The 25,330-nt window shown below is 30.8% G+C and carries 29 protein-coding genes; 19 read left to right on the plus strand and 10 right to left on the minus strand.

Going from position 1 to position 25,330, the window contains the following annotated elements:
- The first annotated feature begins 21 nt into the window (after window positions 1-21).
- The 9 genes from N1F78_RS10400 to N1F78_RS10440 all read left to right on the plus strand — a co-directional run bounded on the left by N1F78_RS10400 (window position 22) and on the right by N1F78_RS10440 (window position 8,065).
- Entirely contained in the window at window positions 22-720 is a 699-nt protein-coding gene (locus N1F78_RS10400; protein WP_406683097.1) for a DUF2490 domain-containing protein, read from the plus strand.
- Window positions 721-813: 93 nt separating this feature from the next.
- The gene (locus tag N1F78_RS10405) at window positions 814-2,265 is read left to right on the plus strand and encodes a CotH kinase family protein (RefSeq protein WP_406683098.1); all 1,452 of its coding nucleotides are present in this window, start codon (window positions 814-816) and stop codon (window positions 2,263-2,265) included.
- A gap of 208 nt (window positions 2,266-2,473) precedes the next feature.
- Window positions 2,474-3,244 (plus strand): YHYH protein, encoded by a 771-nt coding sequence (locus tag N1F78_RS10410; protein WP_406683099.1) that lies wholly within the window; start codon window positions 2,474-2,476, stop codon window positions 3,242-3,244.
- 2 nt (window positions 3,245-3,246) lie between these two features.
- Complete coding sequence (locus N1F78_RS10415; protein WP_406683100.1) at window positions 3,247-3,864, plus strand: toxin-antitoxin system YwqK family antitoxin; 618 nt, start codon at window positions 3,247-3,249, stop codon at window positions 3,862-3,864.
- Entirely contained in the window at window positions 3,861-4,541 is a 681-nt protein-coding gene (locus N1F78_RS10420; protein ID WP_406683101.1) for an SCO family protein, read from the plus strand. The genes N1F78_RS10415 and N1F78_RS10420 overlap by 4 nt, the downstream gene beginning before the upstream one ends.
- A 359-nt stretch (window positions 4,542-4,900) precedes the next feature.
- Entirely contained in the window at window positions 4,901-5,668 is a 768-nt protein-coding gene (locus N1F78_RS10425; RefSeq protein WP_406683102.1) for a YHYH protein, read from the plus strand.
- On the plus strand, window positions 5,669-6,235 hold the full coding sequence (locus N1F78_RS10430; RefSeq protein WP_406683103.1) for a toxin-antitoxin system YwqK family antitoxin: 567 nt from the start codon (window positions 5,669-5,671) through the stop codon (window positions 6,233-6,235). It begins immediately after the preceding gene.
- A 62-nt stretch (window positions 6,236-6,297) separates the two neighbouring features.
- Window positions 6,298-6,927 (plus strand): SCO family protein, encoded by a 630-nt coding sequence (locus N1F78_RS10435; RefSeq protein ID WP_406683104.1) that lies wholly within the window; start codon window positions 6,298-6,300, stop codon window positions 6,925-6,927.
- 79 nt (window positions 6,928-7,006) lie between these two features.
- Complete coding sequence (locus tag N1F78_RS10440; RefSeq protein WP_406683105.1) at window positions 7,007-8,065, plus strand: WD40/YVTN/BNR-like repeat-containing protein; 1,059 nt, start codon at window positions 7,007-7,009, stop codon at window positions 8,063-8,065.
- A 30-nt stretch (window positions 8,066-8,095) separates the two neighbouring features.
- Here N1F78_RS10440 and N1F78_RS10445 read toward each other — a convergent pair whose 3' ends face one another.
- From N1F78_RS10445 to N1F78_RS10475, 7 genes are all read right to left on the minus strand, one after another.
- On the minus strand, window positions 8,096-8,545 hold the full coding sequence (locus N1F78_RS10445; RefSeq protein ID WP_406683106.1) for a Spy/CpxP family protein refolding chaperone: 450 nt from the start codon (window positions 8,543-8,545) through the stop codon (window positions 8,096-8,098).
- Between the two features lie 11 nt (window positions 8,546-8,556).
- Complete coding sequence (locus N1F78_RS10450) at window positions 8,557-9,042, minus strand: hypothetical protein (RefSeq protein ID WP_406683107.1); 486 nt, start codon at window positions 9,040-9,042, stop codon at window positions 8,557-8,559.
- A 33-nt stretch (window positions 9,043-9,075) separates the two neighbouring features.
- Entirely contained in the window at window positions 9,076-9,618 is a 543-nt protein-coding gene (locus N1F78_RS10455) for an RNA polymerase sigma factor (RefSeq protein ID WP_406683108.1), read from the minus strand.
- A gap of 294 nt (window positions 9,619-9,912) precedes the next feature.
- Window positions 9,913-11,778: an ABC transporter ATP-binding protein gene (locus N1F78_RS10460; protein ID WP_406683109.1), complete on the minus strand. Its 1,866-nt coding sequence runs from the start codon at window positions 11,776-11,778 to the stop codon at window positions 9,913-9,915.
- Window positions 11,778-13,508: a phospho-sugar mutase gene (locus N1F78_RS10465; RefSeq protein ID WP_406683110.1), complete on the minus strand. Its 1,731-nt coding sequence runs from the start codon at window positions 13,506-13,508 to the stop codon at window positions 11,778-11,780. Before N1F78_RS10465 ends, N1F78_RS10460 begins: the two co-directional genes overlap by 1 nt.
- 115 nt (window positions 13,509-13,623) lie before the next feature.
- Complete coding sequence (locus tag N1F78_RS10470) at window positions 13,624-14,580, minus strand: glycosyltransferase family 2 protein (RefSeq protein WP_406683111.1); 957 nt, start codon at window positions 14,578-14,580, stop codon at window positions 13,624-13,626.
- Window positions 14,581-14,621: 41 nt separating this feature from the next.
- Entirely contained in the window at window positions 14,622-15,152 is a 531-nt protein-coding gene (locus tag N1F78_RS10475) for a DUF4199 domain-containing protein (protein ID WP_406683112.1), read from the minus strand.
- Between the two features lie 156 nt (window positions 15,153-15,308).
- On the opposite strand from N1F78_RS10475, the gene N1F78_RS10480 reads away from it, so the two are divergent.
- The 4 genes from N1F78_RS10480 to N1F78_RS10495 all read left to right on the plus strand — a co-directional run bounded on the left by N1F78_RS10480 (window position 15,309) and on the right by N1F78_RS10495 (window position 18,275).
- A complete protein-coding gene (locus tag N1F78_RS10480) occupies window positions 15,309-15,560 on the plus strand; it encodes a type B 50S ribosomal protein L31 (protein ID WP_148539868.1) in 252 nt (83 codons plus the stop codon).
- A 147-nt stretch (window positions 15,561-15,707) separates the two neighbouring features.
- Window positions 15,708-16,883: a GlmU family protein gene (locus tag N1F78_RS10485; RefSeq protein ID WP_406683113.1), complete on the plus strand. Its 1,176-nt coding sequence runs from the start codon at window positions 15,708-15,710 to the stop codon at window positions 16,881-16,883.
- 141 nt (window positions 16,884-17,024) lie between these two features.
- Window positions 17,025-17,936: a TolB family protein gene (locus tag N1F78_RS10490; protein ID WP_406683114.1), complete on the plus strand. Its 912-nt coding sequence runs from the start codon at window positions 17,025-17,027 to the stop codon at window positions 17,934-17,936.
- Window positions 17,937-17,942: 6 nt separating this feature from the next.
- The gene (locus N1F78_RS10495) at window positions 17,943-18,275 is read left to right on the plus strand and encodes a hypothetical protein (protein WP_406683115.1); all 333 of its coding nucleotides are present in this window, start codon (window positions 17,943-17,945) and stop codon (window positions 18,273-18,275) included.
- On the opposite strand, the gene N1F78_RS10500 is transcribed toward N1F78_RS10495, so the two are convergent.
- The gene (locus N1F78_RS10500) at window positions 18,272-19,891 is read right to left on the minus strand and encodes an ABC transporter substrate-binding protein (RefSeq protein ID WP_406683116.1); all 1,620 of its coding nucleotides are present in this window, start codon (window positions 19,889-19,891) and stop codon (window positions 18,272-18,274) included. The genes N1F78_RS10495 and N1F78_RS10500 overlap by 4 nt on opposite strands.
- A gap of 88 nt (window positions 19,892-19,979) precedes the next feature.
- Here N1F78_RS10500 and mtaB point away from each other — a divergent pair, with 88 nt between their 5' ends.
- Window positions 19,980-21,311 carry a tRNA (N(6)-L-threonylcarbamoyladenosine(37)-C(2))-methylthiotransferase MtaB gene (gene mtaB, locus N1F78_RS10505; protein ID WP_406683117.1) on the plus strand — a complete coding sequence of 444 codons (1,332 nt, stop codon included), beginning with the start codon at window positions 19,980-19,982 and terminating at the stop codon, window positions 21,309-21,311.
- A 105-nt stretch (window positions 21,312-21,416) separates the two neighbouring features.
- Window positions 21,417-21,800 (plus strand): hypothetical protein, encoded by a 384-nt coding sequence (locus N1F78_RS10510; RefSeq protein ID WP_406683118.1) that lies wholly within the window; start codon window positions 21,417-21,419, stop codon window positions 21,798-21,800.
- Window positions 21,801-21,855: 55 nt separating this feature from the next.
- On the opposite strand, the gene N1F78_RS10515 is transcribed toward N1F78_RS10510, so the two are convergent.
- Entirely contained in the window at window positions 21,856-22,152 is a 297-nt protein-coding gene (locus tag N1F78_RS10515) for an N-acetyltransferase (protein ID WP_406683119.1), read from the minus strand.
- 121 nt (window positions 22,153-22,273) lie between these two features.
- On the opposite strand from N1F78_RS10515, the gene N1F78_RS10520 reads away from it, so the two are divergent.
- The 3 genes from N1F78_RS10520 to N1F78_RS10530 are packed head-to-tail and all read left to right on the plus strand — an operon-like array spanning window position 22,274 to window position 24,324.
- Window positions 22,274-22,939, plus strand: coding sequence for an alpha/beta hydrolase (locus N1F78_RS10520; RefSeq protein WP_406683120.1), 666 nt, complete (start codon window positions 22,274-22,276; stop codon window positions 22,937-22,939).
- 33 nt (window positions 22,940-22,972) lie between these two features.
- On the plus strand, window positions 22,973-23,899 hold the full coding sequence (locus tag N1F78_RS10525; protein ID WP_406685684.1) for a lytic transglycosylase domain-containing protein: 927 nt from the start codon (window positions 22,973-22,975) through the stop codon (window positions 23,897-23,899).
- 2 nt (window positions 23,900-23,901) lie between these two features.
- Window positions 23,902-24,324, plus strand: a complete 423-nt coding sequence (locus N1F78_RS10530; protein WP_406683121.1) for a PH domain-containing protein — start codon at window positions 23,902-23,904, stop codon at window positions 24,322-24,324.
- A gap of 5 nt (window positions 24,325-24,329) precedes the next feature.
- Here the strand turns inward: N1F78_RS10530 and N1F78_RS10535 are convergent, their stop codons facing one another.
- Window positions 24,330-24,908, minus strand: coding sequence for a tetratricopeptide repeat protein (locus N1F78_RS10535; RefSeq protein WP_406685685.1), 579 nt, complete (start codon window positions 24,906-24,908; stop codon window positions 24,330-24,332).
- Between the two features lie 208 nt (window positions 24,909-25,116).
- Here N1F78_RS10535 and rpmH point away from each other — a divergent pair, with 208 nt between their 5' ends.
- Complete coding sequence (rpmH, locus tag N1F78_RS10540) at window positions 25,117-25,278, plus strand: 50S ribosomal protein L34 (RefSeq protein ID WP_027878648.1); 162 nt, start codon at window positions 25,117-25,119, stop codon at window positions 25,276-25,278.
- Window positions 25,279-25,330: the final 52 nt, after the last annotated feature.

The following is a 25,330-nucleotide window of genomic DNA, read 5'->3' on the forward strand; positions in this document are numbered from 1 at the left end:
AAACCCCAAGAAACATTAATTATGAAAAAGAATTTTATTAAAGTTTTTGTGTCTTTGACTCTTTTATTTATGACTTCGTATGGTTTTGCGCAAGATGACACTGACGATTTAGCGAGTTGGACAGCAATTAATTTAAGGTATAAGTTGAATAAGAAATGGACTTTTAACCTTGAAGGACAACTTAGGTTGAAAGAAGATATCTCAGAAGTAGATGAATACTTTTCGGAGTTTGGAGCATCTTATTCCCTTTTTAATGGATTTAAAATAGGAACAGGGCTAAGATATATAAGAGAAAATGATAATGTGGGAAATATTCAAGGTTATGAAAATCATTTTAGATATAATATTGATGCTTCATATAAGCATAAAATCAAAGACTTTTCTCTTAAATATAGATTGCGCTATCAAAACAAAAATGAGATTGGGATAGGTACTGATGAGGGCGATTATGCAAAACAAAATATTCGGTTTAAAACGGCCTTAGGCTACAACTTTAACAATTGGAAGCTTGATCCAAAATTTTCTGCTGAAATTTTTAATCGATTTGGAGAGGACGCCGTTAACGGATTCAGTAAATATCGGTTGACCTTTGGGACCGAATACAAATTAAAAAAAATGGGAACTATAGGTGTATTCTATAGGATGGAGAAAGAACTAAATGAAGAATTTCCAGAAACAACAAACATTATTGGTTTAAAATATACCTACACCTTAAAATAATGAATCTGTTGTGAGTCTATTGGAAATTTTAGAGTTCAAAATAAAACAAAATTATATACAAGATAAGATGTTGTTTAACCAAAAAAAGATATTATGAAAAAAACTAAACAAAAAAGCCTACTAATTTTAACTATACTATTTTTCTGTATTTCAACTTTAACCTTTTACGACTGTAGTGGAGATACTGTAATTTCTGAAGTTGTTAATGAAGACGGCGATGATAATAATGATGATGATGATGATGATGAGGTTCTGATTGATGATACAGACTTTGTTCCCACAGACTGGACTGCAGATACTCATAGTAAAGATGCAGAACCAAACTTTGATAAAATATTTCCTGATGATGAAGTACAGAGGTTAGATATTGTTATTTCTGAAGATAATTGGGATGTAATGATTGATGATATGACCAGTTTGTATGGTGCTTTTGGAAGCAGAAGTGGTAGCAATAACTTTTCTGATGAAAATCCTGTTTTTGTACCAGCCTCTGTTTTTCATAATAACATTGAATGGTATAAAGTAGGAGTTCGTTTTAAGGGCAACTCTAGTTTAGCAAGTTCATGGAGGTCAGGAATTATGAAATTATCATTTAAATTGGATTTTGATGAATTTGAAGATAATTATCCACAGATAGATAATCAACGTTTTTACGGGTTTAAAAAGTTAAGTCTTAAAAATAATTATGATGATGACTCACAGCTACGTGAAAAAGCTGCAGCCGAAGTATTTAGGAATGCTGGGTTAGCAGTATCGCATACGGCATTCTATCAAGTTTATGTCGATAATGGAGACGGTCCGGAATATTTTGGATTATACACATTAGTTGAAGAGGTTGATGATACGGTAATTGAGACTCAATTCTCAAGTGATGAAGGTAATTTATACAAACCAGATGGGGATGCTGCTAGTTTTGCAAGCGGAACCTATGATGAAGATGAGTTTGAAAAGAAAACTAATGAAGACGAAGCAGACTTTTCAGATGTAGCAAGTTTATTGTCAATTTTACACGATGGTTCTAGAACTTCAGATCCAGAATCTTGGAGAAATAATCTAGACGCCATTTTTGATACAGATGTGTTTTTAAAATATTTAGCTGTGAATACGGTTATTCAAAATTGGGATACTTATGGTAGAATGACACATAATTATTACTTATACAACAATCCTGATACTGGAAAATTAACTTGGATTCCATGGGATAATAATGAATCATTACAGTATGGTAAAATGGGAGGTTCATTATCTCTAGATTTTTCAGGATTAAGTTCCTCTTCATGGCCAATTATAGGATATATATATCAGGATGAAGTTTATAAAGCAAGATATGATACCTATGTTCAAGAAGTAGTAGATGGAGCATTTAATGTAAGCACAATGCAAGCCTTATACACAACATACTCTAGTTTAGTAGAATCTTATGCTACAACTGAGGTTTCTGGGTATTCTTTTTTAAGTGCTAGCTCAGATTTTTATAGTGCTGTTAGTACTTTAAAATCTCATGTAAGTAGTCGTGCATCTGCCGTTAGTAACTATTTAGATTAAAATCAAAGTTTATTAAAAACAGTACAGGTCTTCATTAATTTTGGTTGATTAATGTATATAGCTTTTTTTAGATCTGTTGAAGGCTTCATAGAAATATGAAGCCTTCTTTGTTTGGTTTTAATAATGTTTTTCGGAAAACGCAAATTAAATATATAAAGCGCAAGTTTATTTGAAAAAAGACATCTAAAGTTTAAAGAAAAAAATGATTATGAGAAATTTATTAAAAAAAAGAACACTATTAGAATGTTATTTATTTTTAGTAGTATTTATGATTTTTGCTTGTTCTTCAAATGAAGGTTCAGAAGCAGAAGATGATGAAAGTATAAATGATGAGGTTGTTACAGAATTGCATGCTGCTTTTTCAGAATTTAATTCTGTTGCTACGGACATCTATTTATCAAATAATGGTACAACAGTTACTATTGAAACTACTGGTTTGCCAGACCATGAAACGGTTTATTGGGGTGAAGGTAATGATTTATATATTGATGAACCAGGAGTTGCAACAACACCTTCAATTATGTCCAGCAATAATAATGCTGTAACTATTACAGTTGATGCTACTCCAGATTTGGATGGTAGCACTGTGTCAACACAATTAAACACTATTGGTATAGCCGTAAGTGGGGCATCAATTTTTAACGACCAAGAAGGTAATGGTGCATTAGATCAAGCTGCAGCGAGTTTAGACTGGACAGGTGCTCATATAGGTCCTGGTGTATATCATTATCATTTAGAGCCTGTGGCTTTTTCAAATGATGATGATAATTTGGTTGGGATATTATTAGATGGCGTGTTTATTTATGGAAGAAGAGATTATCCTTCAAATGAATACCCAACAGATTTAGATGCCTCCGGAGGGCATTTTGGACCAACCCCTCATAATCCAGATGGAGAATATCATTATCACATTATAAACGAAGTTTATTCAACAACAGGGTCTTATGTGGTTTTTGAAGGACCATATCAAGGTTATTAAAAATGAAAACAACCAATTACATCATTTTAGTTATATTATTTATTGTACTTAGTTGTGCTCAGGAAGAAAAGAAAGATTCTTCAAGCGTTAAAACTATAAAAGATGAGGTTGTAATAAATAATTACGAGGTTCTAAAAAGTGATCTTATTTTAAATGCCAATGAAGGTAATTGGTATTATAAAGATTCTCTTTTTAATGGGTATGCTCTAAGATACCATAGTAATGACTCTTTAATGGAGAAAGTTGGTTTTTATTATGGTAAAAAACACGGAATTGCTAAAGTTTGGTTTTCTGACGGAGTACTTAAAACAGAATACGCTTATAATCAAAATAAAGTAGTAGGGGAATACAAATCATGGTGGAATAACGGTGAGTTAGCATTTTCTTGCAATTATATTGATGGGAAAATTGATGGAGAAGAAAGGAGCTGGTATAAATCAGGTCAATTGGCAAAATTGAGAAGGTTAGAAAATGGAGTAGAGGTAGGTTTGCAACAAGCCTGGTTAAAAAATGGAAAAATGTACGTGAATTATGAAGCTAAAAACGGACGTATTTTCGGAATGTTAAGAGCAAATTCATGTTATAGATTGGAAGACGAAAAGGTGGTTAGGTCAAAATGAAACAACTAATTATATTAATATTATTATTACTTGCTTTTAATTGTAAGGAAAAGGCGAAAAATGAAATTATTAAAGTAGAAGAAACAAGTAGGGTAGATTATTTGCCTTATTATGAAGATGAATCTTTTACTCCTAATTGGTTAACCCCAAATACAGAAGAGGAAGAGAGGTTTCATAAAATTCCTGATTTTAGGTTTGTAAACCAATTAGGAGATACTGTTACTCAAAAGACTTTTGAAAATAAGATATATATAACAGATTTCTTTTTTACAACTTGCCCAGGTATTTGTCCTAAAATGACAGGTAACATGTTTAAAATACAGGAAGCGTTTAAAGATGATCCAGAAATATTATTATTATCTCATTCAGTAATGCCGAGTGTGGATTCTGTATCTGTTTTAAGTAGATATGCTAAAAGCAATAATGTTATAAATGAAAAATGGCATTTGGTTACTGGAGATAAATATGAAATTTACAGTTTAGGTAGAGATTTTTATTTTGTAGAAAATGATTTAGGTGAAATTAAAAGTGTTGATGATTTTTTACATACAGAAAACTTTTTGCTAATTGATAAAAAAAAACATATTAGAGGCATATATAACGGTTTAAATAGAGCGTCTATAGCTCAATTAATCACTGATATTACTGCATTAAAGAAAGAAACAGGTCTTCATTAATTTTGGTTGATTAATGGCAAATAATAGCTTTTTTTTTAGATCTGTTGAAGGCTTCATAGAAATATGAAGCCTTCTTTGTTTTTACTAATGTTTTGAAGAAACGCAAGTTTTTGAAATTAACCGCATCATAAATATAAAGCTATACATTAAATTCATGAAAATAAAAAAGCAACCAATTGTAATAACTGCATTAATTATAGTGGTTATTATACTTCTTTTAAATATTTTTATAATAAATAAATCATGTTAAATTTAAATTAATTAGATGATAATGGTATTCCTATAATTTGATTAACTAGATAATGGAGGGTGAATTAAACCTTTCAAAAAAAAATAGGTCTAAACTAAAAAAACGATATATGAAAAAGATATTTCAATTATTATTAGTGCTCCCCATTTTATGTGTTTTGATGTTTATTTCTTGTTCTAATGCGGATGAACCCGTAGATCAAGAAGAAGAGGTAAATGAGACAGATTATGATATAAGTGGGGTTTTAAGTAAATTTTCGGGAACAGGGTTATCTTATGCAGTAAATGGCAATACGGTTACATTTACCACCCAAGATTTACCAAATCATACTAGTCCATATTGGCCTGAAGCTAATCCGCTTCACGCGGACTATAATGGAACAAATGCTGATTTTAGATTAAACCCCAATACCATTTCTGCTCAAAATATTGTGTTTACAATTACATTAAACCCAAAAGAAGCTACAAATAAACAAGCTACTCCTATGGGTCCTATTGGAATTTCAAGAAATGGTGTAGTTTTCTTTAATCAATATGCAGCCGGTGGCTCTCCTTTAACAAATGAAATAAATTCATTTGATCAATATTTAGGGCACCCAACAGGTCAAGGCTATTATCATTATCATATTGAGCCTGCGTATTTAACTGAGCAATTTGGTGAGGATGCTTTTTTAGGGTTGCTGGCAGATGGTTTTCCAGTTTATGGCCCTGTTGAAAATGGGGAAACCGTTACTAATGCAGACTTGGATAATTATCATGGGCATACCCATGAAACTGCTGATTTTCCGGATGGTATTTACCATTACCATATTACTAATCAGGATCCTTATTTAAATGGAAATGGCTATTTTGGAACACCAGGTAATATTTCTCAGTAATTGAGGATAGTTATAATCCATATAGGTTTAATTCTTTGTTTGTTCTCATCTTGTAAAAAACAAGAGATTATTGTGTTAGATGTTTTAAATGAGAATTTATATTTAAACAATGGAGTGTTAGAGTTTATTAACAAACCTTTTAATGGAAAAATTCAAAGTTCTTTCTCTAATGGACAACTAAAATCAGAAGTTATTTACCTTAAAGGAAAGAAGCAAGGTATAGAAAAGATTTGGTATGCCAATGGTGAGTTAGAAGTTGAACGTAATTACTATAAAGGGATAAAGGTAGGTATTCATAAAGCCTGGTGGCAAAATGGAACACCCAAATTTTTATATCATTTTAATGAAAAGGGAGAGTATCATGGTAATGTCAAGGAATGGTATGCCGATGGTATTTTATTTAAAGATTTTAATTATGAAAATGGTAAAGAAAAGGGGGGGCAACGATTATGGAAACCAGATGGCAATATAAAATCTAACTATGAAGTTGTGAATGGAGAGCGTTTTGGTTTGATAGGTTTGAAAAAGTGCTATACGGTAACAACTGACAGTGATGAGATAAAGTAAAAATATTTATCATTTTGAACGGTTTAGATTGAAACCTAAACGGCATAATAAATAATTATAATATGAAACACATTATTCTATTCATATCCGTTTTAATGCTTTTTTCATGTAAAAAGGAGGTTAAGGCTACAAATCCAGTTTTTAAATTACCTTTTTTTAATACTGCAGATTTTACTCCTACTTGGGATAGGGGTACTCATAAAATTCCTGAGTTTTCATTTACCAATCAAAATGGTGAGGTTGTTAATAATCAAACTTTTGAAGGAAAAATATATATAGCTGATTTTTTTTTTACTAGCTGTCCAGGTATTTGCCCCAAATTGACTAAAAATATGGGAGAAATTCAGAAAAACTATAAAAATGATAATGGCATCATGTTATTATCACATACAGTAATGCCCTGGAGAGATTCGTTGCCAATACTAAAAGAATATGCAGCAAGGAATAATGTAGATGTAAATAAATGGCATTTGGTTACTGGCAATAAAGATGAATTATATAAAATAGCTAGAAGTGGTTATTTTGCCGATGAAGATTTTACAAAAACTCAAGATGAAAGTGATTTTATTCATACCGAGAATTTTATTTTGGTAGATAAAAAGGGTCATATACGGGGAGTTTATAATGGAACGCTGCCTGTTGATGTAGAACGCTTATATAGGCATATAGAAATTTTAAGGAAGGAATCTTAATCTTTGGTAATATTTCTATTTTTCTAAAAAGCTTCGTGATTTTTACGAGGCTTTTTTACTTTTATAGAAATTGAAGGTTATGAAGAAATTATTGCTGCTTTTGTATGTAGTTGTTTGTTGTATTTCTTGTGAAAAGAAAATTGGGTTTCAGAAAAGAGATGTTTCGAGAATTTGGGTAAAAGATATTATTAAAGATTCTACATTAAGTATCAGGGCTATTGAGCTTATAGATAAGGATGTCTATTATGCCGCGAATGATGGAAATTTTGGAATATCATTAAATGAAGGCTCAAGGGTTATAGATAAATATTCTAAGAATAATAAACTAATTTCATTTCGGTCATCTGCTTATAATGGTAAGGACTTATTTATTTTAAGTATAGAAAGTCCTGCTTTAGTTTACAAGATTGAAAAAGAAGAAAAAGTGAATGTCTATATCAAAGGTAAATTAGTTTACCAAGAAAACCACCCCAAAGCTTTTTATGATTCTATGGAGTTTTGGAATGATAAAGAAGGTATTGCCATAGGCGATTCTACCGATGGTTGTTTAAGTGTTATTATTACCAGAGATGGAGGAAATACTTGGACGAAAATGTCCTGTGATGAATTACCAAAGGGAGCTAAAGACGAAGGGGCATTTGCAGCTAGTGATACCAATATTGCTATTTTTGGTGATAAGACATGGGTAGCTACAACTACTGGACGTGTTTATTATTCACCGGATAAAGGGCAAAATTGGGAGGTTTTTGATACACCAATAATTAATGAAAAAGAAACGGAAGGGATCTATTCCATAGATTTTTATGATGAATTAAACGGTTTTGCTATTGGGGGTGATTATACAAAACCTGAAGATAATAGTGCTAATAAAATTAAAACTACTGATGGTGGTAAAACTTGGAAATTGGTTGCTGAAAATAAAAATCCGGGATACAGAAGTTGTGTGCAATATATGCCTAACAGAGAAGGGAAGGAGTTAGTTGCAATTGGTTTCAAAGGTATTGATTATAGCAACGATGCTGGTGAGACTTGGAAACATTTAAGTAATGAAGGTTTTTATACAATCAGGTTTTTAAATGATTCTGTTGCCTATGCTGCAGGAGCTGGAAGGATTTCAAAATTGACTTTTAGAGAATAAAAAGGAGAAGCTTTTAGCTTCTCCTTTTGTTTATTTCTTATTAGAACTATCTCCTTTATTTTTTTTAAAACGATCTAGAATTTTTCTTTTAAAATCTTCTTCTGCAATTTTTAGTTTAATTATTTTTTTGGGAGGAAGAATGTCTTTTATTTTTTTGAAAAACTCAACCCTATGTTTGTAAAGCATAGATTCATTAGAATCTATTTTGTTTATAATCTCTAAGGCTTTGTCGTCGGATAAAGCATCTAAATTATCTTTAATTTCTTTTCTTAAATTTCTGAGCTCTCTAAATTTAGTTCTGTTGTTTTTTTCATATTCATTATAAACAGGCCAAAATGCTTGAGCTTCTTGTTCAGTTAAATCTAATTGATCGGTTATAAAAGTAACTTTCATTGTACGAATTTTTTCACCTCGATTAGATTGAGCCAATACGTTTAATGAAATTAAAAGTATAATTATTGCGATAATTTGTTTCTTCATATTATAATAGTTTAATATAAATCTTCAACGTCTAAATTGTTTAAGATATAATCTTCAATAACATCTTCATCAATGCCATTTTCAATAAACAGCTCTTCAGCTAAATCATTTTCATCTAGAAGAGAAGCAATTTCATAAGAACTAATGTTTTCATCTAAAATGTAATTTTCTACAGTTTGATAATCTAATTCTTCCTCCGTTTTAGTGTTAAAGTTTAGGGTTAACAATAAAAGAATTGTAGCAGCTATTCCAGAAAAATAAATTAATCGTTTCTTGCTAAATAGTTGAATAACTTTAGGTTCAGTTTCTTTAGAAATATTATTTATAATAACATCTTCTAAAGTGTCAAAATAATTATTGGGAGCTTTAAACCCAGAGCTGTTTGTAAGTTCTTTAAGTTTTAACTCGCTCATAATATTATCTTCAAGAGTATCAAAATACCCGTCAGGAACTTTAAAACCGCTTTCTTCTATATTATGTAATTTATTTTTTTTCATCTTATTTATAAGACTAATATTTTGCTTAAAGGTTTAATCTTGAGTTAAATATGCTTCAATTTTTTTTACAGCAATATGATATGATGCTTTCAATGCGCCTTCACTAGTTTCTAAAATATCAGAAATATCCTTGTATTTCAAGTCTTGAAAGTATTTCATATTAAATACCAATTGCTGTTTTTCTGGCAAGGTTGCAATAGCTTGTTGTAATTTAAATTGGATGTCATCACCTTCAAAATACGTATCTGATGTTAAATTATTTATAGCTAGTTGTTGAGTTTCCTCACTAGAAATTTGTAAACGTTTTGCATTCTTATTAATGAATGTAATAGATTCATTTGTTGCTATTCTATACATCCAAGAATACAGTTTGCTGTCTCCCTTAAAGTTATTAATATTTTTAAAAACTTTAATAAATGTATTTTGAAGAACATCATCAGCATCATCATGAGATTTAACTATGTTTCTTATATGCCAATATAAGCGCTCTTTATAAAGCGATATTAGTGCTCTAAAAGCTTGCTCTTTATGGCTATCAGATTTTAGTTGTTTTAATAATTCTTCTTCGTCTGTCACAAACAATATTTAGTCATTAGACTAAATAAATATACTAAAAGTTTAAATGGAAAAAATTTTAATTTTATTCAAAAATTAAAAAATTGATTTTGTGACAGTTAAATAAATAAATACCGATTAAATGCAATATAATACGATAAAATGCATTTTTTTCTTGGTGACTAAACTTATTTGTTATATGTTTGTATCAGAAACCTACTTATGTTGATAGTCGTCCCCAAGTCTACCAATGAACTAAAAAAAGGATAGATGCACAAACATCTATCCTTTTTTATTTTTAATGTAAAAATTAGCTTAGTCTAAGCTTTGCATTTCTACTAGTTTTTTATAGGTGCCATTCTTTTCAATAAGTTCATTATGCTTTCCTTGTTCTACAATTTCACCTTTCTTTAAAACAACAATTTCATCTGCATTTTGTATTGTAGATAGCCTGTGAGCTATAACAATAGAGGTTCTGTTTTTCATCATGTTTTCTAAAGCCACTTGCACAACACGTTCACTTTCGGTGTCTAGGGCCGATGTGGCTTCATCCAAGACCATAATAGGAGGATCTTTAATAATTGCTCTTGCAATACTTAAACGTTGTTTTTGTCCACCAGAAAGCTTATTTCCTGCATCACCAATATTGGTGTTAATACCCTTCCCATTTTCTAGGTTCTTCACAAATTCCCATGCGTTAGCAACTTTTAAAGCTTCAATGATATCCTCATCTGTAGCATCTTCTTTTCCTAAAATAAGGTTTTCTTTAATGCTTTCATTGAATAGAATGGCGTCTTGGGTTACAATTCCTAATTGATTTCTTAAAGAACTAGTTGATAAATCAGTTATGTTAACACCATCAATTAAAATTTGTCCTTTATTAACATCATAAAAACGTGTTATTAAGTTAGCTATGGTGGATTTGCCACTGCCAGATTTTCCTACTAAAGCCACGGTTTTTCCCTTGGGAATGGTTAAGGAAAAGTTTTTTAAAACATATTCATCCTTATACTTAAACCAAATGTTTTTGAATTCTATTTTAGAATCAAACTTAACTTTTGTAATAGCTTTTTCTTTATCTTTTAACGGGTTTTCAGCTTCTAATATTTCTTGTATACGTTCTGCGGCAGCTCCCCCTTTTTTTATGTTAACCAAACCTCTTGAAATAGCTTTAGCAGGTGTAAGTATATTATAGGCAAGCCCTATGTAAACTAAAAACTTACTACCGTCTAACAAAGTATCACTATCACTATTAAGAATTAAGTTGCCTCCATACCATAGAATAACTGAAATCATACAAATACCTAAAAATTCACTGGTAGGAGATGCTAAACTTTGACGTATCAATAATTTATTAGAAAAATTATAAAACCTATCGGTTGAAAATTGAAATTTTTCATTAAATATTTTTTCAACATTAAATCCCTTTATAATTCTTAATCCACTAAGAGTTTCTTCTAATGTTGATAAAAATAAACCTTGTTCTTTTTGAACTCTATCAGATTTTCGCTTTAAACTTTTGCCAATTTTAGAAATAACAAACCCCATTATCGGTATAAAAATAAATACAAATAAGGTGAGTTTTGTGCTTATAATTAACATGGCAATTAAGGTAAACAGAATAGTTAAAGGTTCTCTTACTATTAATTCTAAAACGGGTAACATGGAGTATTGTAAATCATTAACATCACCTGTAACTCTAGCAATAATATCACCTTTTCGTTTTTCTGAAAAATAGGCTAGAGGTAATTCAAGCGTTTTTTTATAAACAGTATTTCTTATATCTCTTATAACACCATTTCTTAAAAACACCATAAAGTAATTAGCTAAATAACCAGAAATGTTTTTAAGTAAAAAAGTAACAACAATTAAGATTATAACAAAAATTAATGCCTTAGATTTATCACCTCCGGTAAACGCATCCATTTGATAAGCTAAAAACTCTTCACCATACTTTCCTATTTCCATAAAGCCAGTGTATATTGGCTTTTGAGGAGTAGATTGTATAACTTCTTTTGTGCAGGGGTCAATGTTTTTTTCAAAAATAACATCTAACATTGGCATAAGTGCTACAAAAGAAAGTGTGCCAAATAAAGCAAAAAACACATTAGAAATAATGTGTCCTATTGCAAAACGTTTGTATGGCTTAGCATACTGTAGTATTTTAAAAAACTGATTCATTAAATAAGGTTCATATCCTTAAGAATTGTTTCTGCTTTATTGTCTAATTCTGTTTCTGTAGCCTTAAAGTTTTCTGTGGAATCCAATTCTGAATTTACACTAACATAAAACTTAATCTTAGGTTCTGTACCACTTGGGCGAAGCGCAATTTGACTGCCATCTTCAGTATAATAAATAATAACGTTAGATTTTGGAATATCAATTGAGCTAGTTTCTCCAGTTATTAAGTTTTTAGAGGTTGCAGATTCATAATCCTCAATTTTTACAACCTTAGTACCGTTTACATCGGTAAGTGGATTTTGGCGTGCATCAATCATCATTTGTTTAATTTCTTCAGCACCTTCAATACCTTTTTTAGTAAGTGATATTAATTTTTCTTTAAAGAAACCGTGTTCTACGTAAAGTTTAAGTAATTCCTCAAAGAAAGAGCTGCCTTCAGCTTTAGTAATGGCTGCTATTTCACAAGCCAATAGTGTTGAAGTCACAGCATCCTTATCTCTTACAAAGTCACCTACCATAAAGCCAAAACTTTCTTCTCCACCACCAATAAAATCAAGTTCGGTATGGTCTTTTATTAATTTTGCAATCCATTTAAATCCTGTTAAAACAATTTTATTATCAACGCCATAAGCATTGGCAAGTTTATTAAGCATAGGAGTAGAAACAATGGTAGTTGCAATGAACTCTTTTCCTTTAATTTTTCCTTCAGCCTTCCACTTTTTTAGTAGAAAATCAACCATCATTACCATGGTCTGATTACCATTAAGTAGCTGTAGTTCATTTTGTGAGTTTCTCACGGCTACACCTAATCTATCACAATCAGGGTCTGTTCCTATCACAATATCGGCTCCAACTTTATCGGCTAATTCTAAAGCCATTTTTAAAGCAGCAGGTTCTTCGGGATTTGGAGATTCTACGGTTGGAAATCCACCATCTGGTTTACGCTGCTCTTCAACTATATGAACATTCTTGTAGCCTGCACGTTTTAGGGTTTCTGGAACAGCAGTTATAGAAGTTCCATGTAATGATGTAAATACAATACTTAAATTGTCTTTGGCGTCTTGAGAGGCTCCCACAGTTCCATTTTCAACAGAAGCATCAATAAATACATCATCAATATCTTTTCCTATAAAAGTAATTAAGTCATTGTTAGCTTCAAATTTGATATCTGCATAATCCAAATCATTAATCATATTAATTACTGCACCATCATGAGGAGGTACCATTTGTCCACCATCTTGCCAATACACTTTGTACCCATTGTATTCTGGCGGATTATGTGAAGCTGTTAATACAATACCACAATGACAGCTTAAGTGTTTTACTGCAAAAGACAATTCTGGTGTTGCTCTTAAATCTTCAAATAAAAACACTTCTATGCCGTTAGCCGAAAATACATCAGCAACTACTTTAGCTAATGTTTTACTGTTATGTCTACAATCATACGCTATAACTGCTTTCGGAGTTTCGTTAGGAAATTGCTCATGTAAATAATTGCTTAAACCTTGAGTACTTTTTCCAAGAGTATACTTATTAATACGGTTAGTACCAACACCCATAACACCTCTCATACCCCCAGTACCAAACTCTAAATCCTTATAAAAACTTTCTTGTATGTCTTTTGGATTGTTTGCAATACTTTCCTTTATGAAAGTTTGAGTTTCATCATCAAAAGTTGGAGTTAGCCAAGTGTTTATTCTGTCTAAAATCTTTGGTTCTATGTGTATCATAATAAAAAATAAAATAAGTATACTGCAAAAGTAATTAATTGATTAAAAACTTGAGTTTTAAAAAAGGTGATTTTAAAATTAATTAAATATTTATTAGGATTAACAATTTTAATTATTAAAAATTCAATTCATCCTTAATAGAATATCGTTTTTTATCTTGTTTTGTGCGTAAAATAATTTCGCCTAAAAAACCAGCAACAAAAAACTGTGTACCAATAATCATTGTTACTAATGAAATATAAAACCAAGGATTATCTGTAACTAAAATTGTTTTTAGGTTATTGGCTAACTTGTATAACTTCATAAAGCCAATATATCCGGCAGCTGTAAAACCAATAAAAAACATTAATGCTCCTAATGCCCCAAATAAATGCATTGGACGTTTACCAAACCTAGAAATAAACCAAATAGTAATTAGGTCTAAAAATCCATGAATAAAACGATTCATTCCAAACTTGGTAACACCATATTTTCTAGCTTGATGCTTTACAATTTTTTCGCCAATGTTTATAAATCCGGCATTTTTTGAAAGTACAGGGATGTAACGATGCATTTCTCCGTTTACATCAATATTTTTAACTACATTAATATTATAGGCTTTTAAACCACAGTTAAAATCATGTAGTTTTACTCCTGAAGTTTTTCTTGCAGCCCAATTAAATAACTTTGAAGGTAAGTTTTTAGATAGTACAGAATCATATCGTTTTTTCTTCCACCCAGAAACTAAATCCAACTTATCTTTTATAATCATGTTATAAAGTTCAGGGATTTCTTCTGGACTGTCCTGTAAATCTGCATCCATAGTAATCACTACGTCTCCTTGAGCCTTTTCAAAACCGGCATGAAGCGCTTGTGATTTACCAAAGTTTTTGTGAAATCTAATGCCTTTTACAGCTTTGTTTTTATTGGATAAATCGTTAATAACCTCCCAAGATTCGTCAGTGCTTCCATCATCAATAAAAATAAGCTCATAAGAAAAATGATTGGATTGCATAACTTTTGCAATCCAATCATGTAGTTCTTTTAAAGAGTCCTGTTCGTTAAGTAATGGTATAACTACGGATATATTCATTTACAAATTCTCAAAATTTAATAATTTCAAAAATAAAGAATTTATTCTGTCTCTGGTTTACTTTTTTTCATTGCAGCTGCAACTATTAAACCAATTATGATGTAAAATATTAAATTAAAAAATAAACTTTTAAGGACGTTAAGGATTGAAAATTGATTTTGTGTTTCAATTTGTTCAACTGATTTAGCTATAGAGTCCGCCGGAGCATTAAATTTTTCCAACATTTCTACGGTTTTTTCTATAGTAATTTCTTTTAAAGTGTCTGCAGCATCAGGGTCAATAACATTAAATATTAAAAATGATACAGCAGAACTAATAATTATGGCAATTAAGGATGTAATAAAAAATGCAGTAAATGCTTCCTTAAAAGTTGCATAACCATTTTGCGCTTGTTTAACTTTTGCAACTGAAATAATTCCCATGATAATTATTACAATTAAAAGTGTTATGCCAAACCACATGTTGGCAAATAGCCCAACGTTAACGGCATAGGCTATGGCTGTAGCTCCTGATAAAATTAACCCCAAATACAACCCATAGTTTATTGCGATAGATTTTAAAGTTTTTTCCATAAAATTTTGTTTATTAAGTTAGTTGAAAGGTTAGTATTCAAAGATACCAATTAGTTACACAAAAAGTTGAAATAAAAATTAATAAAAAAGTATTGTAGATTTGTAAAAAATACTTAAATTTGCACCTCGAAAAATTAAGATTTAAAGCGTAAAGCGATGAAAAAAGGTATACATCCAGAAAATTATAGATTAGTAGCATTTAAAGATATGTCTAATGATGATGTGTTTTTAACAAAGTCTACTGCAGTTACTAATGAAACTCTTGAGGTTGATGGTGTTGAGTATCCACTTGTGAAAATGGAGATTTCAAGAACATCGCACCCATACTATACAGGTAAATCTAAATTAGTTGATACTGCTGGACGTATTGATAAGTTTAAAACTAAATACGCCAAGTTTAAAAAGTAAACTTAACGATTATATAATACAGTTAAGCCTTTCTATTGCAGAAAGGCTTTTTTATTTTATGCATTTAAGCTACTTTTGATGGCGAATTTAAAGTTTAAGTTAAAGAAAAGTAAACTTTTAGCTTTTGCTTTCAACTCTTAACTACTTATGAATTATATACTTTTTGACGGCCCCTCAAGAAATAATTTATTACCATTTACGTATACTCGTCCGGTAGCAGATATTAGAATTGGGATATTAACCATTAGAGAAAAGTGGGAAACTTATCTAGATACCACTACAACTACCGTAACAGAAGATTATTTGTCTGATAAATATCCAATGGTTGAAATGGATGAAAACGTCATGATAAATGCCTCTTATCTGCCTAGTCTGGAGTTGGTGGAAATGATTAGAAATCTTCAAGAGAATCAAGCTGTTTTTAATGGTGAAGACATTATTGCCTTTTATTCTAAAGAAGGACAAGAAGATATTGATTTTGATACTTTTGATGCTATAGAATTTGAAGATAGCTGCTTAAAGGTTGAAAATACTTGGGATATTTTTTCAAAGAACGGAGAAGCCCTTCAAGAGGATTTCAATCTGATAACAAAGGGTAGAAAATCACAATCTATTCCTGAAACCACTGTAGCATTTCATTCAGAAAACATTTTTATTGAAAAGGGTGCAAAATTACCTTTATGCTCTTTAAATGCTGAAAAAGGACCAATTTATATTGGGAAAAATTCTGAGATTATGGAAGGATCTATGATTAGAGGGCCTTTCGCCTTATGTGATAATTCTATTGTTAAAATGGGAGCTAAAATATATGGACCAACTACTATTGGTCCGCATTCCAAAATTGGCGGAGAAGTAGATAATAGTGTCATTTTTGGATATTCAAGTAAAGGGCATGATGGATTTTTAGGTAATTCGGTTTTAGGAGAATGGTGCAACCTAGGGGCAGATACTAACACTTCTAATTTAAAAAATAATTATGCAGAAGTGCGTCTTTGGGATTACCATTCTGAAGGTTTTGCAAGAACCGGCTTGCAGTTTTGTGGACTTCTAATGGGAGATCACAGTAAAGCTGGTATAAATACCATGTTTAATACAGCAACAATAGTTGGTGTAAGTGCTAATATTTTTGGTAGTGGCTTTCCAAGAAATTTTGTGCCAAGTTTCAGTTGGGGAGGAAGTGCTGGTTTTACAACCTATTTAACCAAAAAAGCCTTTGAGGTTGCCAATGTGGTTATGGCACGTCGTAACGAAGAATTTACAGATCAAGATAAACAAATTTTAGAACACGTTTTTGAGGAAACCAAAAAGTACAGACGAGAGTAGTTTTATGACGTTACCCTTTCGGGTTGGACTTTATGCGCTTCTTAGTAACATGCTTCAAAGCCTAACGTTGAAGAAACCACAAACAACAAATTATTAAACTGACTATTATTTGTATATTTACTCATAACAGCGGGTTTTATTTTGAAAATATTATACTTCTTAGTCTTAATTGTTGCATTTACTGGTTTTTCTCAGACTCAAAAATATTCTGTTACAAACTTAGATTTAAATACAGAATACCCGCACTTCGGTTTAATGAAAATTGGGCAAGATAAATTGCTTCTCACCTCATATAAGTTAGATAAAAAAGGGCGTCCAAAAAAAGTTCAGGGTATGCCTGTTTTAACCATTTATCAAGGAGCAATTTCAAATAAAGGAAATCTAACCAATTTGGTGCCTTTACTTTTTAATGAAGAACAATATTTAGTGAACATTACTAGTGCTACTATATCTTCAAATGGAAAAAAACTTTATATAACCACAAGGTATCATTATAAAAATAAGCCAAAAGGTAATTTCAATATGGAAAATTTTCATATTGAAGTGGGGCAGTATAAAGAAGGAGTAGGGTGGACAAACTTTAAAGTATTACCTTTTTGTATACCAAAATATTCCTATGCACATCCGGCATTAAGTAAAGATGGAAAAACACTATATTTTATTGCTAATATTAAAGGAGGTAGAGATACAACAAGAGGAGGTTCAGATATTTTTAAAGTAGATATTTTGGATGATGACTCTTATAGTGAGCCAAAAAATTTAGGTAGTAAAGTAAACTCTTATAGTAGAGAAATGTTCCCTTTTTTAGATGAAAATAGCACTTTGTATTTTGCATCAAACAGACCTGGTGGTTTTGGCGGATATGATATTTATAAAAGTGACTTAGATAAAGATGGAAATTATATGAAAGCAGAAAAGTTACCAAAACCTTTAAATAGTATTAAAGATGACTTTTCTTTAATTACTTTTGATGGTGGAAATTCAGGATATTTAAGCTCTAAAAGGCCTAAAGGAAAAGGCGATGATGATATTTATTATTTTAAAAAGAACTAAAAACATATGTTAGCAATATTACTTGTTTATTTTATAGGAAAGCGATTTTATGATCTATCAATTGAATACAATCAAAAAAAGTGGTTATATGCTATTTTAAGTATTGTAGTTTATTATGGAGTACAGTTTGCTTTTGGTTTTATTATTGGAATTTTAGATATGTTGTTTGATTGGGGGATAGATTGGGATACAAGTTATGGTTGGAATTTATTAGGTATTCCAATAGGCTTATTAGCTGTTTGGGGTTTCTATACGCTATTGGAAAACAAATGGAAAAAATCTGTTGTAGTAATTAAAGATGAAATTCAGGATATTGGTAAAAAATATGATGAAGTTTAATCTTTTTTAACTCGTCTTAAATCTAATAGATTAATAGGGTTAATACCTAACCCATTTACATTTTTGCCCGTGAATCTTATGACTTCATCATAATATAAAGGTACCATAATGGCATGATCCATGGCTAAAGAATCTATGGTTTTATATATATGTTTACGCTCGTCAATATTAGTTATAGTAAAGGCTTTATTGTACAAACTGTCTACGGTTTCATTTTTATAATGAAAATAGTTTGAGCCATTAGGTGCAAAATTTTTGCTGTAAAAAATTGATAAATAATTTTCTGCATCTAAATAATCGGCTATCCATGAGCTTCTAAACATATCTACTTTTCCATTTGATCTGGCGCTTCTTAAAGACGCTTCTGGCATAACATCAACATTAATAGTTAAGCCCGCTTTTTCAAGTTCACGTTGAATAAATTCGCAGAAATCAAGATAATTACTGGTAGTAACCAGAGTTATTTCTGGGTTAGTAATTCCAGTTTTTTTTCTAAATTGATTAATTAATTGTTTGGCTTTTTCTGGTTGATATGAAAAACCGTTAGATTTATTAAAACCAGCAAGACCAATAGGAATAAAACCACCATTTGCAGGATTGCCTATGCCATTGCGCAAATAAGTCATCATTTTTTTTCTGTCAAAACCATAGTTAATAGCCTTTCTTATAAGTTTAGACTGTATTTCAGGGGTTTTAGAATCTAGATAAAATCCCAAATATTCCGTGTTTAAATAAGGGCCACGAATCATGTTAACAGACTCATGATATTTTTTTCTAAGCTTTCCATTAGCAGTTAAAAGTTCATCTTTATAAGATGCATCTAGGCTATTTAGGAAATCAATATTCCCTTGAGCAAATTGTAAAAATTCACTTTGCTTATCTGGTAAAAATGTGAGAGCTACAGCTTCTAAATAGGGAAGCTGATTTCCCTTGTTGTCTTTCTCAAAATAAAGCTTGTTTTTTCTAAGAACCAATTTAATGTTTTCTTCCCATCGTTTCAATTTAAAAGGCCCTGTTCCTATAGGATTTGATCTAAAATCAATACCATAATGTTCAACTATTTCTTTTGGTACTACAGAACAGTATTTCATGGTAAGTAACCCAATAAAAGCAGGGAATGGTTGCTTTAATTCAATTTGGAATATACTGTCATTTACAGCCCTAAAATCTTTCACCTTATTTAAAACCCAACTACCAGGAGCAGCAACTTTTTTATCTCTTAAACGGTTTAAGCTGTATTCAAAATCTTTGGCAACAACATTTCTGGTGGAGTCTTTGCCAAATAATTGATGTTTATGAAAATACACGTCGCTTCTAAGATTAAAAGTGTAGGTAATGGCGTTCTCAGAAATAGTCCAGTTTTTGGCAATACAGGGTTCAATATTTAATGCATCATCTAATTGAACTAAACCATTATAAAGTTGATTATTTATAGAGTTGTCTTGAAGCGTTCTAGAAAATGCTGGGTCTAAGGTGTTTATATTGGCGTATTCATTATATCTAAAGACTAGGTGGTCTTTGTTAGAATAAGAATCTTCTTTGCAAGAAAAAAGTAAAATAATTATACAACTTACTGATAAATAGATTGTTAATTGGTTTGTGGTTGGTTTTATCATGTAACTAATTAGTTGTAAATTTGCAGTCTTTTAATGGTAAAGATAAATTTTATAAAATCCTGAAACAAGTTCAGGATAACAAAATATAATGAACAAAAAAGTTGCATTTTATACCTTAGGTTGTAAGCTTAATTTTTCTGAAACATCAACAATTGCAAGGAGCTTCATAAATGAGGGTTTTGATAGGGTAGATTTTTCTGAAAAGGCTGATATATATGTGATTAATACGTGTTCGGTTACTGAAAATGCGGATAAACGTTTTAAAACCATTGTAAAGCAAGCTCAAAAAGCAAATAATGAGGCATTCATTGCCGCAGTTGGTTGCTATGCACAATTAAAACCAGAGGCCTTAGCCGATGTAAATGGGGTTGATTTAGTGCTGGGTGCTACTGAAAAGTTTAAAATTACAGATTACTTAAATGACCTTACCAAAAATGATTTCGGAGAAGTACATTCTTGCGAGATTGAGGATGCCGACTTTTATGTAGGATCGTATTCTATAGGAGATAGAACCAGAGCATTTTTAAAAGTTCAAGACGGTTGTGATTACAAATGTACCTACTGTACTATTCCATTAGCCAGAGGTATTTCTAGAAGTGATACTATGGAAAATGTTCTGAATAATGCCAGAGAGATTTCAGCTCAAAACATTAAAGAAATTGTACTTACAGGTGTTAATATTGGTGATTATGGAAAGGGCGAATTTGGTAACAAAAAACATGAACATACCTTTTTAGATTTAGTAACAGAACTTGATAAAGTTGAAGGTATAGAGCGTTTAAGAATTTCATCAATAGAACCAAATTTGTTAAAGAATAAAACTATAGACTTAGTATCTAAATCAAGAGCATTTGTGCCTCATTTTCATGTGCCATTGCAAAGTGGTAGTAATGAAGTTTTGAAAAAGATGAAACGTCGTTATATGAAAGAGTTGTATATAGATAGGGTTGCTAAAATAAAAGAGGTTATGCCTCATGCCTGTATAGGTGTTGATGTTATTGTTGGCTTTCCAGGAGAAACAGATGAACACTTTTTAGAAACCTATAATTTTTTGAATGGGTTAGACATTTCATATTTACATGTGTTTACTTATTCAGAACGAGACAATACCGAGGCTGCTGAAATGGATGGTGTTGTACCTAATAATGTAAGAAGTAAGCGTAGTAAGATGCTGCGCGGTTTATCTGTTAAAAAACGACGTGCTTTTTATGAAGGTCAGATAGGTTCAAAAAGAACTGTTTTGTTTGAAAGCGAAAATAAAGAGGGTTTTATTCATGGGTTTACCGAGAACTACGTGAAAGTTAAAACACCTTGGAATCCTGAGTTGGTTAATACTTTACATGAGGTAGAATTAACTAAAATAGATAAAGATGGAATAGTGCGTTTTGAATTCATAAATGCTTTATTTGTAGATAAATAGTTGGTTTTGTCTGTTTTTATTAAAGGTTAAACGATTTTATTTGATGTAAGGGTGGCTTAAATGTAATTTAGATGTGAAATTTATTTCGCCCCCAAAAACCTACTTATGAAAACTTATAATAAATTATTCCTAGTATTATTATTTACCTTGTCATTTTTATCATGTTCCGTGGAAGGAGTTGATAATTATAATGATATTGTTGGAGTATGGGAAAACATTGAAATTGGAGAAGAATTCAATACAATACACGAATTAACTTTTGCGTCAAATAAAACTGTTAAAAGTGTTTTTAGAACCGATGGACTATCTGAAGGGGTAGGCTCAAGTGTTGCAATATACAGTTGGAGTATTGAAGGAGATGCAATAACTATTGAAGATGATGAGCATAAATGGGTTTATGTGATTAATTCAGAAAAACAATTTGTTATAAATGATGGTCAACAAGATTTAATCTATAATAAAATATCAGATGTAGTAGAGAACTACTAATTAAAAAAGCCGAAACTTAAAGTTTCGGCTTTTTTATGTTTTTACTTTTATAAACTTATATTCTTACTCCAACAGGAAGCATGCGCTTATATTTTCTGTTCCTTCTTACAAATTTTGCAATTTCAGGACTAGTAGGAACAACGCTTAAGTTGCGTTCTTGAATCTGTTCAAAAACAGCAGCTAAAAATTCTTTGCTAAAGTCTTCATCTTGAATTTCTTCTGGAATAATTAATTTAGTTAAGAATATTTTTCGTTCCTGTAAAGAATATTCAATTTTAGCTAAATGATTATCAATTTTAATCTCATATTGACGTAAAAAATCATTGTCTATTAGTTCAGCTGCATCAACCATAATGTTTATTTTTTGTTTCTTTTAGGAATGAGTTAAATAGTAAGTGCTATTTATTTAACTTTGTTTTGCAAAAGTACGAAAAAAAAATGTTAACATAAAGTAAAATGAGTGTTAATAGCTTATGAGTCAAGAGTTAATACATGTTTATCTAATGCCTGGTATGGCAGCAAGCCCATTAATTTTTGAGCATATTAATCTTCCTGAAGATAAATTTAGATTGCATTATTTAGAATGGATACTTCCTCTTGAAGAAGAAACCCTAACAAGCTACGCATTAAGAATGAGTGAAAACATTCATCATGATAGCCCAGTTTTATTGGGGGTTTCATTTGGAGGTGTATTAGTTCAAGAGATGAGTAAACATTTAAATGTTAAGAAGTTAATCATTGTTTCTAGTGTAAAATCTAAACAAGAAATACCAATGCACATGCAATTAGCAGGATCTACAGGTGTGTACAAATTGTTACCAACACAACTAGCTGCCAAAATTGATATATTGGAAAAGTATGCCTTCGGAAAGAATTTTACGAAGCGCTTAAAGCTTTATAAAAGATACCTTTCAGTTAATGATAATCTATATTTAAGTTGGGCTATTAAACAAATGGTAAGTTGGGGGCAAAAAGAGTTTGATAATGATATTGTACATATTCATGGTGATAATGATGCAGTCTTTCCAATTAAAAATATAAGTAATTGTATTATCATTCCAAACGGAACTCATATTATGATTATCAATAAATATAGGTGGTTTAATGCACATTTGGCTGATATTATTCTTGAGTATTAGTGCTTTTTTGTTAATTTTAGAAAAACTTTTATGATGAAGACAGTAGAACGCATTTTGGCGTGTGTAGGATTGCTAAGTTTATGTATATTATTTATTTTTGCCCTACAAGATGCCCCAACCGATGAAAACTTTGAAAAAAAATTAATAAACGATTATAACGTTTATGCGCTTCAGGTTCCTGAAAATTTAGATTTTGCAGGAGAAGCACTTCCATTAAATAATCCTGATATTCTTGAACGAATGGATAGGGAGTTATTAGTAAACACCTATTGGCAATCTAATGGATTATTGATGTTTAAACGGTCTAAAAAGTACTTTCCTATTATTGAGCCAATTTTAGCCAAACATGGTGTGCCAGACGATTTTAAATATTTAGCAGTTATAGAAAGTGGTTTAACAAATGCGGTGTCACCTGCTGGTGCCAGAGGTGTTTGGCAAATAATGAAGGCTACAGGAAGAGAAAATGGTTTAGAAGTAAATAGTAATGTTGATGAGCGTTATCATTTAGAAAAGGCCACTGAAGTAGCGTGTAAATATTTAATTGAAGCAAAAGAAAGTTTAGGTTCATGGACACTTGCTGCAGCTGCTTATAATGCAGGTAAAGCTGGTGTTTCTAGAAGGTTAAAGGAACAAAATGTAACGGATTATTATAGTTTGCTTTTGGGGGAAGAAACTGGGCGTTACCTTTTTAGAATTGTGGCATTAAAAGAGATATTATCTCATCCGAATAAATATGGATTTAATTTTAGAGAAAAAGATTTGTATAGCAATATCCCTACGTTTAAGGTTGAGGTTGATACAGCTGTAACTGATTTTTCTAAGTTCGCACTAAAATTTGGAATTAACTACAAAATATTAAAGCTACATAATCCTTGGTTAAGAGAAAGACATCTTAATAATAAATCTAGAAAACTTTACGAAATTGAAATACCTAAAGAAGGGTATTATGATTTAAATTAAGTATGACCTTTAAATCAGAGATAAGTTATAAGTTTTTAGCTGTAATAACACTTTTTATTCTGGTTGTTTGTGCTTTCTCTGTTATAGGAAATGAATCGAAGAGTGAAATATTTATTGTAACAGGAGTTCAAATTTTCACATTATTTTTTATTTGGTATATTTTCCATAGTATAAATTATACTATTGAATCGAATAAGATTTTAAAATTAACTTGTGGCTTTGTTTATAGAAAACAGATACCTATTGTTTCTATAAAGTCCATCACAAAAACAAAAAGTCTATTATCTTCTCCTGCTGCTTCTTTAACTAAAAGAATTGAGCTTAAGTTTGGTAAGTTTGACTCTATAATTATTTCACCAAAGAATAGAGAGGGCTTTGTAAAAGCTATTCAAAAAATAAACCCAGAAGTAGAAGTTAAACTATAATTAAATTATCTACTCCTTCTTTTTTGAGATCTTAATGATCCACCCGTACCGTAATGTTGGTTTGGTCCTACAGCACGTTTCATGTTTTGCTTCATCATTTTAATCTGATCTGTTAGCATGCCATGTTTATCTAGTTGTTGTGCTTCAGTTAATAATTTTTGAGCTTCTTGCTTTCTACGTTTTGAAAATGCTATACCTGCAAGGTTTAATTTAGCCATTGCCAAATCATGTTTCATAGATAGTCCTAAACTAATGGCCTTCTTGAAGTATTTTTCAGATTCATTCATATTGTCTTGCATAATCATTAACCCATGCAAATAATTGTAATACCCTTGTTGTTTTTTTACCAAGGCACTTTCCGGGTTTTTAATTTTGTTTAACCACCTTTTTGCACCCTCAAAATCTTGCTTACGTAACCTTAAAAAAGCAAGTAGAATAAATTCGTTTTTAAAATACAGGAAAATAAAAATTCCTGATAATAATATTAATGAAATACCATTTCCAATATATCCCTCAGTAAATTGATATACCGCATAAGCAATAATTCCAGCGGCTATTATTAATTTTATAATTTTGTTGTACATATCTCTATTTTGAGTATTACTAAAGGCTAAAAAGCCTCCGTTTTGAGCAATATTGTTTTGAATTGCAAAGAAACTAAATTTTTCTATAAAAAATATTATTAAAATGAGTTTGTGAAATAAAAAACTGTTGTATATTTGCACGCAGTTTTGAGAAAAGGTCAAAATCAGATTTTAAAAATTACAATTCAGTATTTAAAGATATAAGACAATGAGTAAAAGAACGTTTCAACCATCAAAAAGAAAGAGAAGAAACAAACATGGTTTCAGAGAAAGAATGGCTTCTGCTAATGGAAGAAAAGTACTTGCACGTAGAAGAGCTAAGGGAAGAAAGAAGTTGTCTGTATCATCTGAAACAAGACATAAAAAATAATGATTAACAATTGTTTATAAATTAAAGGTGTTGCTTAAGTGTAGCGCCTTTT

Source organism: Seonamhaeicola sp. MEBiC01930 (assembly GCF_045277075.1).
GTDB lineage: Bacteria > Bacteroidota > Bacteroidia > Flavobacteriales > Flavobacteriaceae > Seonamhaeicola.

Coding starts and splice junctions, on each gene's coding strand:
- N1F78_RS10400 (WP_406683097.1), top strand. CDS start 22: ATGAAAAAGAATTTTATTAAAGTTTTTGTGTCTTTGACTCTTTTATTT.
- N1F78_RS10405 (WP_406683098.1), top strand. CDS start 814: ATGAAAAAAACTAAACAAAAAAGCCTACTAATTTTAACTATACTATTT.
- N1F78_RS10410 (WP_406683099.1), top strand. CDS start 2,474: ATGAGAAATTTATTAAAAAAAAGAACACTATTAGAATGTTATTTATTT.
- N1F78_RS10415 (WP_406683100.1), top strand. CDS start 3,247: ATGAAAACAACCAATTACATCATTTTAGTTATATTATTTATTGTACTT.
- N1F78_RS10420 (WP_406683101.1), top strand. CDS start 3,861: ATGAAACAACTAATTATATTAATATTATTATTACTTGCTTTTAATTGT.
- N1F78_RS10425 (WP_406683102.1), top strand. CDS start 4,901: ATGAAAAAGATATTTCAATTATTATTAGTGCTCCCCATTTTATGTGTT.
- N1F78_RS10435 (WP_406683104.1), top strand. CDS start 6,298: ATGAAACACATTATTCTATTCATATCCGTTTTAATGCTTTTTTCATGT.
- N1F78_RS10440 (WP_406683105.1), top strand. CDS start 7,007: ATGAAGAAATTATTGCTGCTTTTGTATGTAGTTGTTTGTTGTATTTCT.
- N1F78_RS10445 (WP_406683106.1), bottom strand. CDS start 8,545: ATGAAGAAACAAATTATCGCAATAATTATACTTTTAATTTCATTAAAC.
- N1F78_RS10450 (WP_406683107.1), bottom strand. CDS start 9,042: ATGAAAAAAAATAAATTACATAATATAGAAGAAAGCGGTTTTAAAGTT.
- N1F78_RS10460 (WP_406683109.1), bottom strand. CDS start 11,778: ATGAATCAGTTTTTTAAAATACTACAGTATGCTAAGCCATACAAACGT.
- N1F78_RS10465 (WP_406683110.1), bottom strand. CDS start 13,508: ATGATACACATAGAACCAAAGATTTTAGACAGAATAAACACTTGGCTA.
- N1F78_RS10470 (WP_406683111.1), bottom strand. CDS start 14,580: ATGAATATATCCGTAGTTATACCATTACTTAACGAACAGGACTCTTTA.
- N1F78_RS10475 (WP_406683112.1), bottom strand. CDS start 15,152: ATGGAAAAAACTTTAAAATCTATCGCAATAAACTATGGGTTGTATTTG.
- N1F78_RS10480 (WP_148539868.1), top strand. CDS start 15,309: ATGAAAAAAGGTATACATCCAGAAAATTATAGATTAGTAGCATTTAAA.
- N1F78_RS10485 (WP_406683113.1), top strand. CDS start 15,708: ATGAATTATATACTTTTTGACGGCCCCTCAAGAAATAATTTATTACCA.
- N1F78_RS10495 (WP_406683115.1), top strand. CDS start 17,943: ATGTTAGCAATATTACTTGTTTATTTTATAGGAAAGCGATTTTATGAT.
- N1F78_RS10500 (WP_406683116.1), bottom strand. CDS start 19,891: ATGATAAAACCAACCACAAACCAATTAACAATCTATTTATCAGTAAGT.
- mtaB (WP_406683117.1), top strand. CDS start 19,980: ATGAACAAAAAAGTTGCATTTTATACCTTAGGTTGTAAGCTTAATTTT.
- N1F78_RS10510 (WP_406683118.1), top strand. CDS start 21,417: ATGAAAACTTATAATAAATTATTCCTAGTATTATTATTTACCTTGTCA.
- N1F78_RS10515 (WP_406683119.1), bottom strand. CDS start 22,152: ATGGTTGATGCAGCTGAACTAATAGACAATGATTTTTTACGTCAATAT.
- N1F78_RS10520 (WP_406683120.1), top strand. CDS start 22,274: ATGAGTCAAGAGTTAATACATGTTTATCTAATGCCTGGTATGGCAGCA.
- N1F78_RS10525 (WP_406685684.1), top strand. CDS start 22,973: ATGAAGACAGTAGAACGCATTTTGGCGTGTGTAGGATTGCTAAGTTTA.
- N1F78_RS10530 (WP_406683121.1), top strand. CDS start 23,902: ATGACCTTTAAATCAGAGATAAGTTATAAGTTTTTAGCTGTAATAACA.
- N1F78_RS10535 (WP_406685685.1), bottom strand. CDS start 24,908: ATGTACAACAAAATTATAAAATTAATAATAGCCGCTGGAATTATTGCT.
- rpmH (WP_027878648.1), top strand. CDS start 25,117: ATGAGTAAAAGAACGTTTCAACCATCAAAAAGAAAGAGAAGAAACAAA.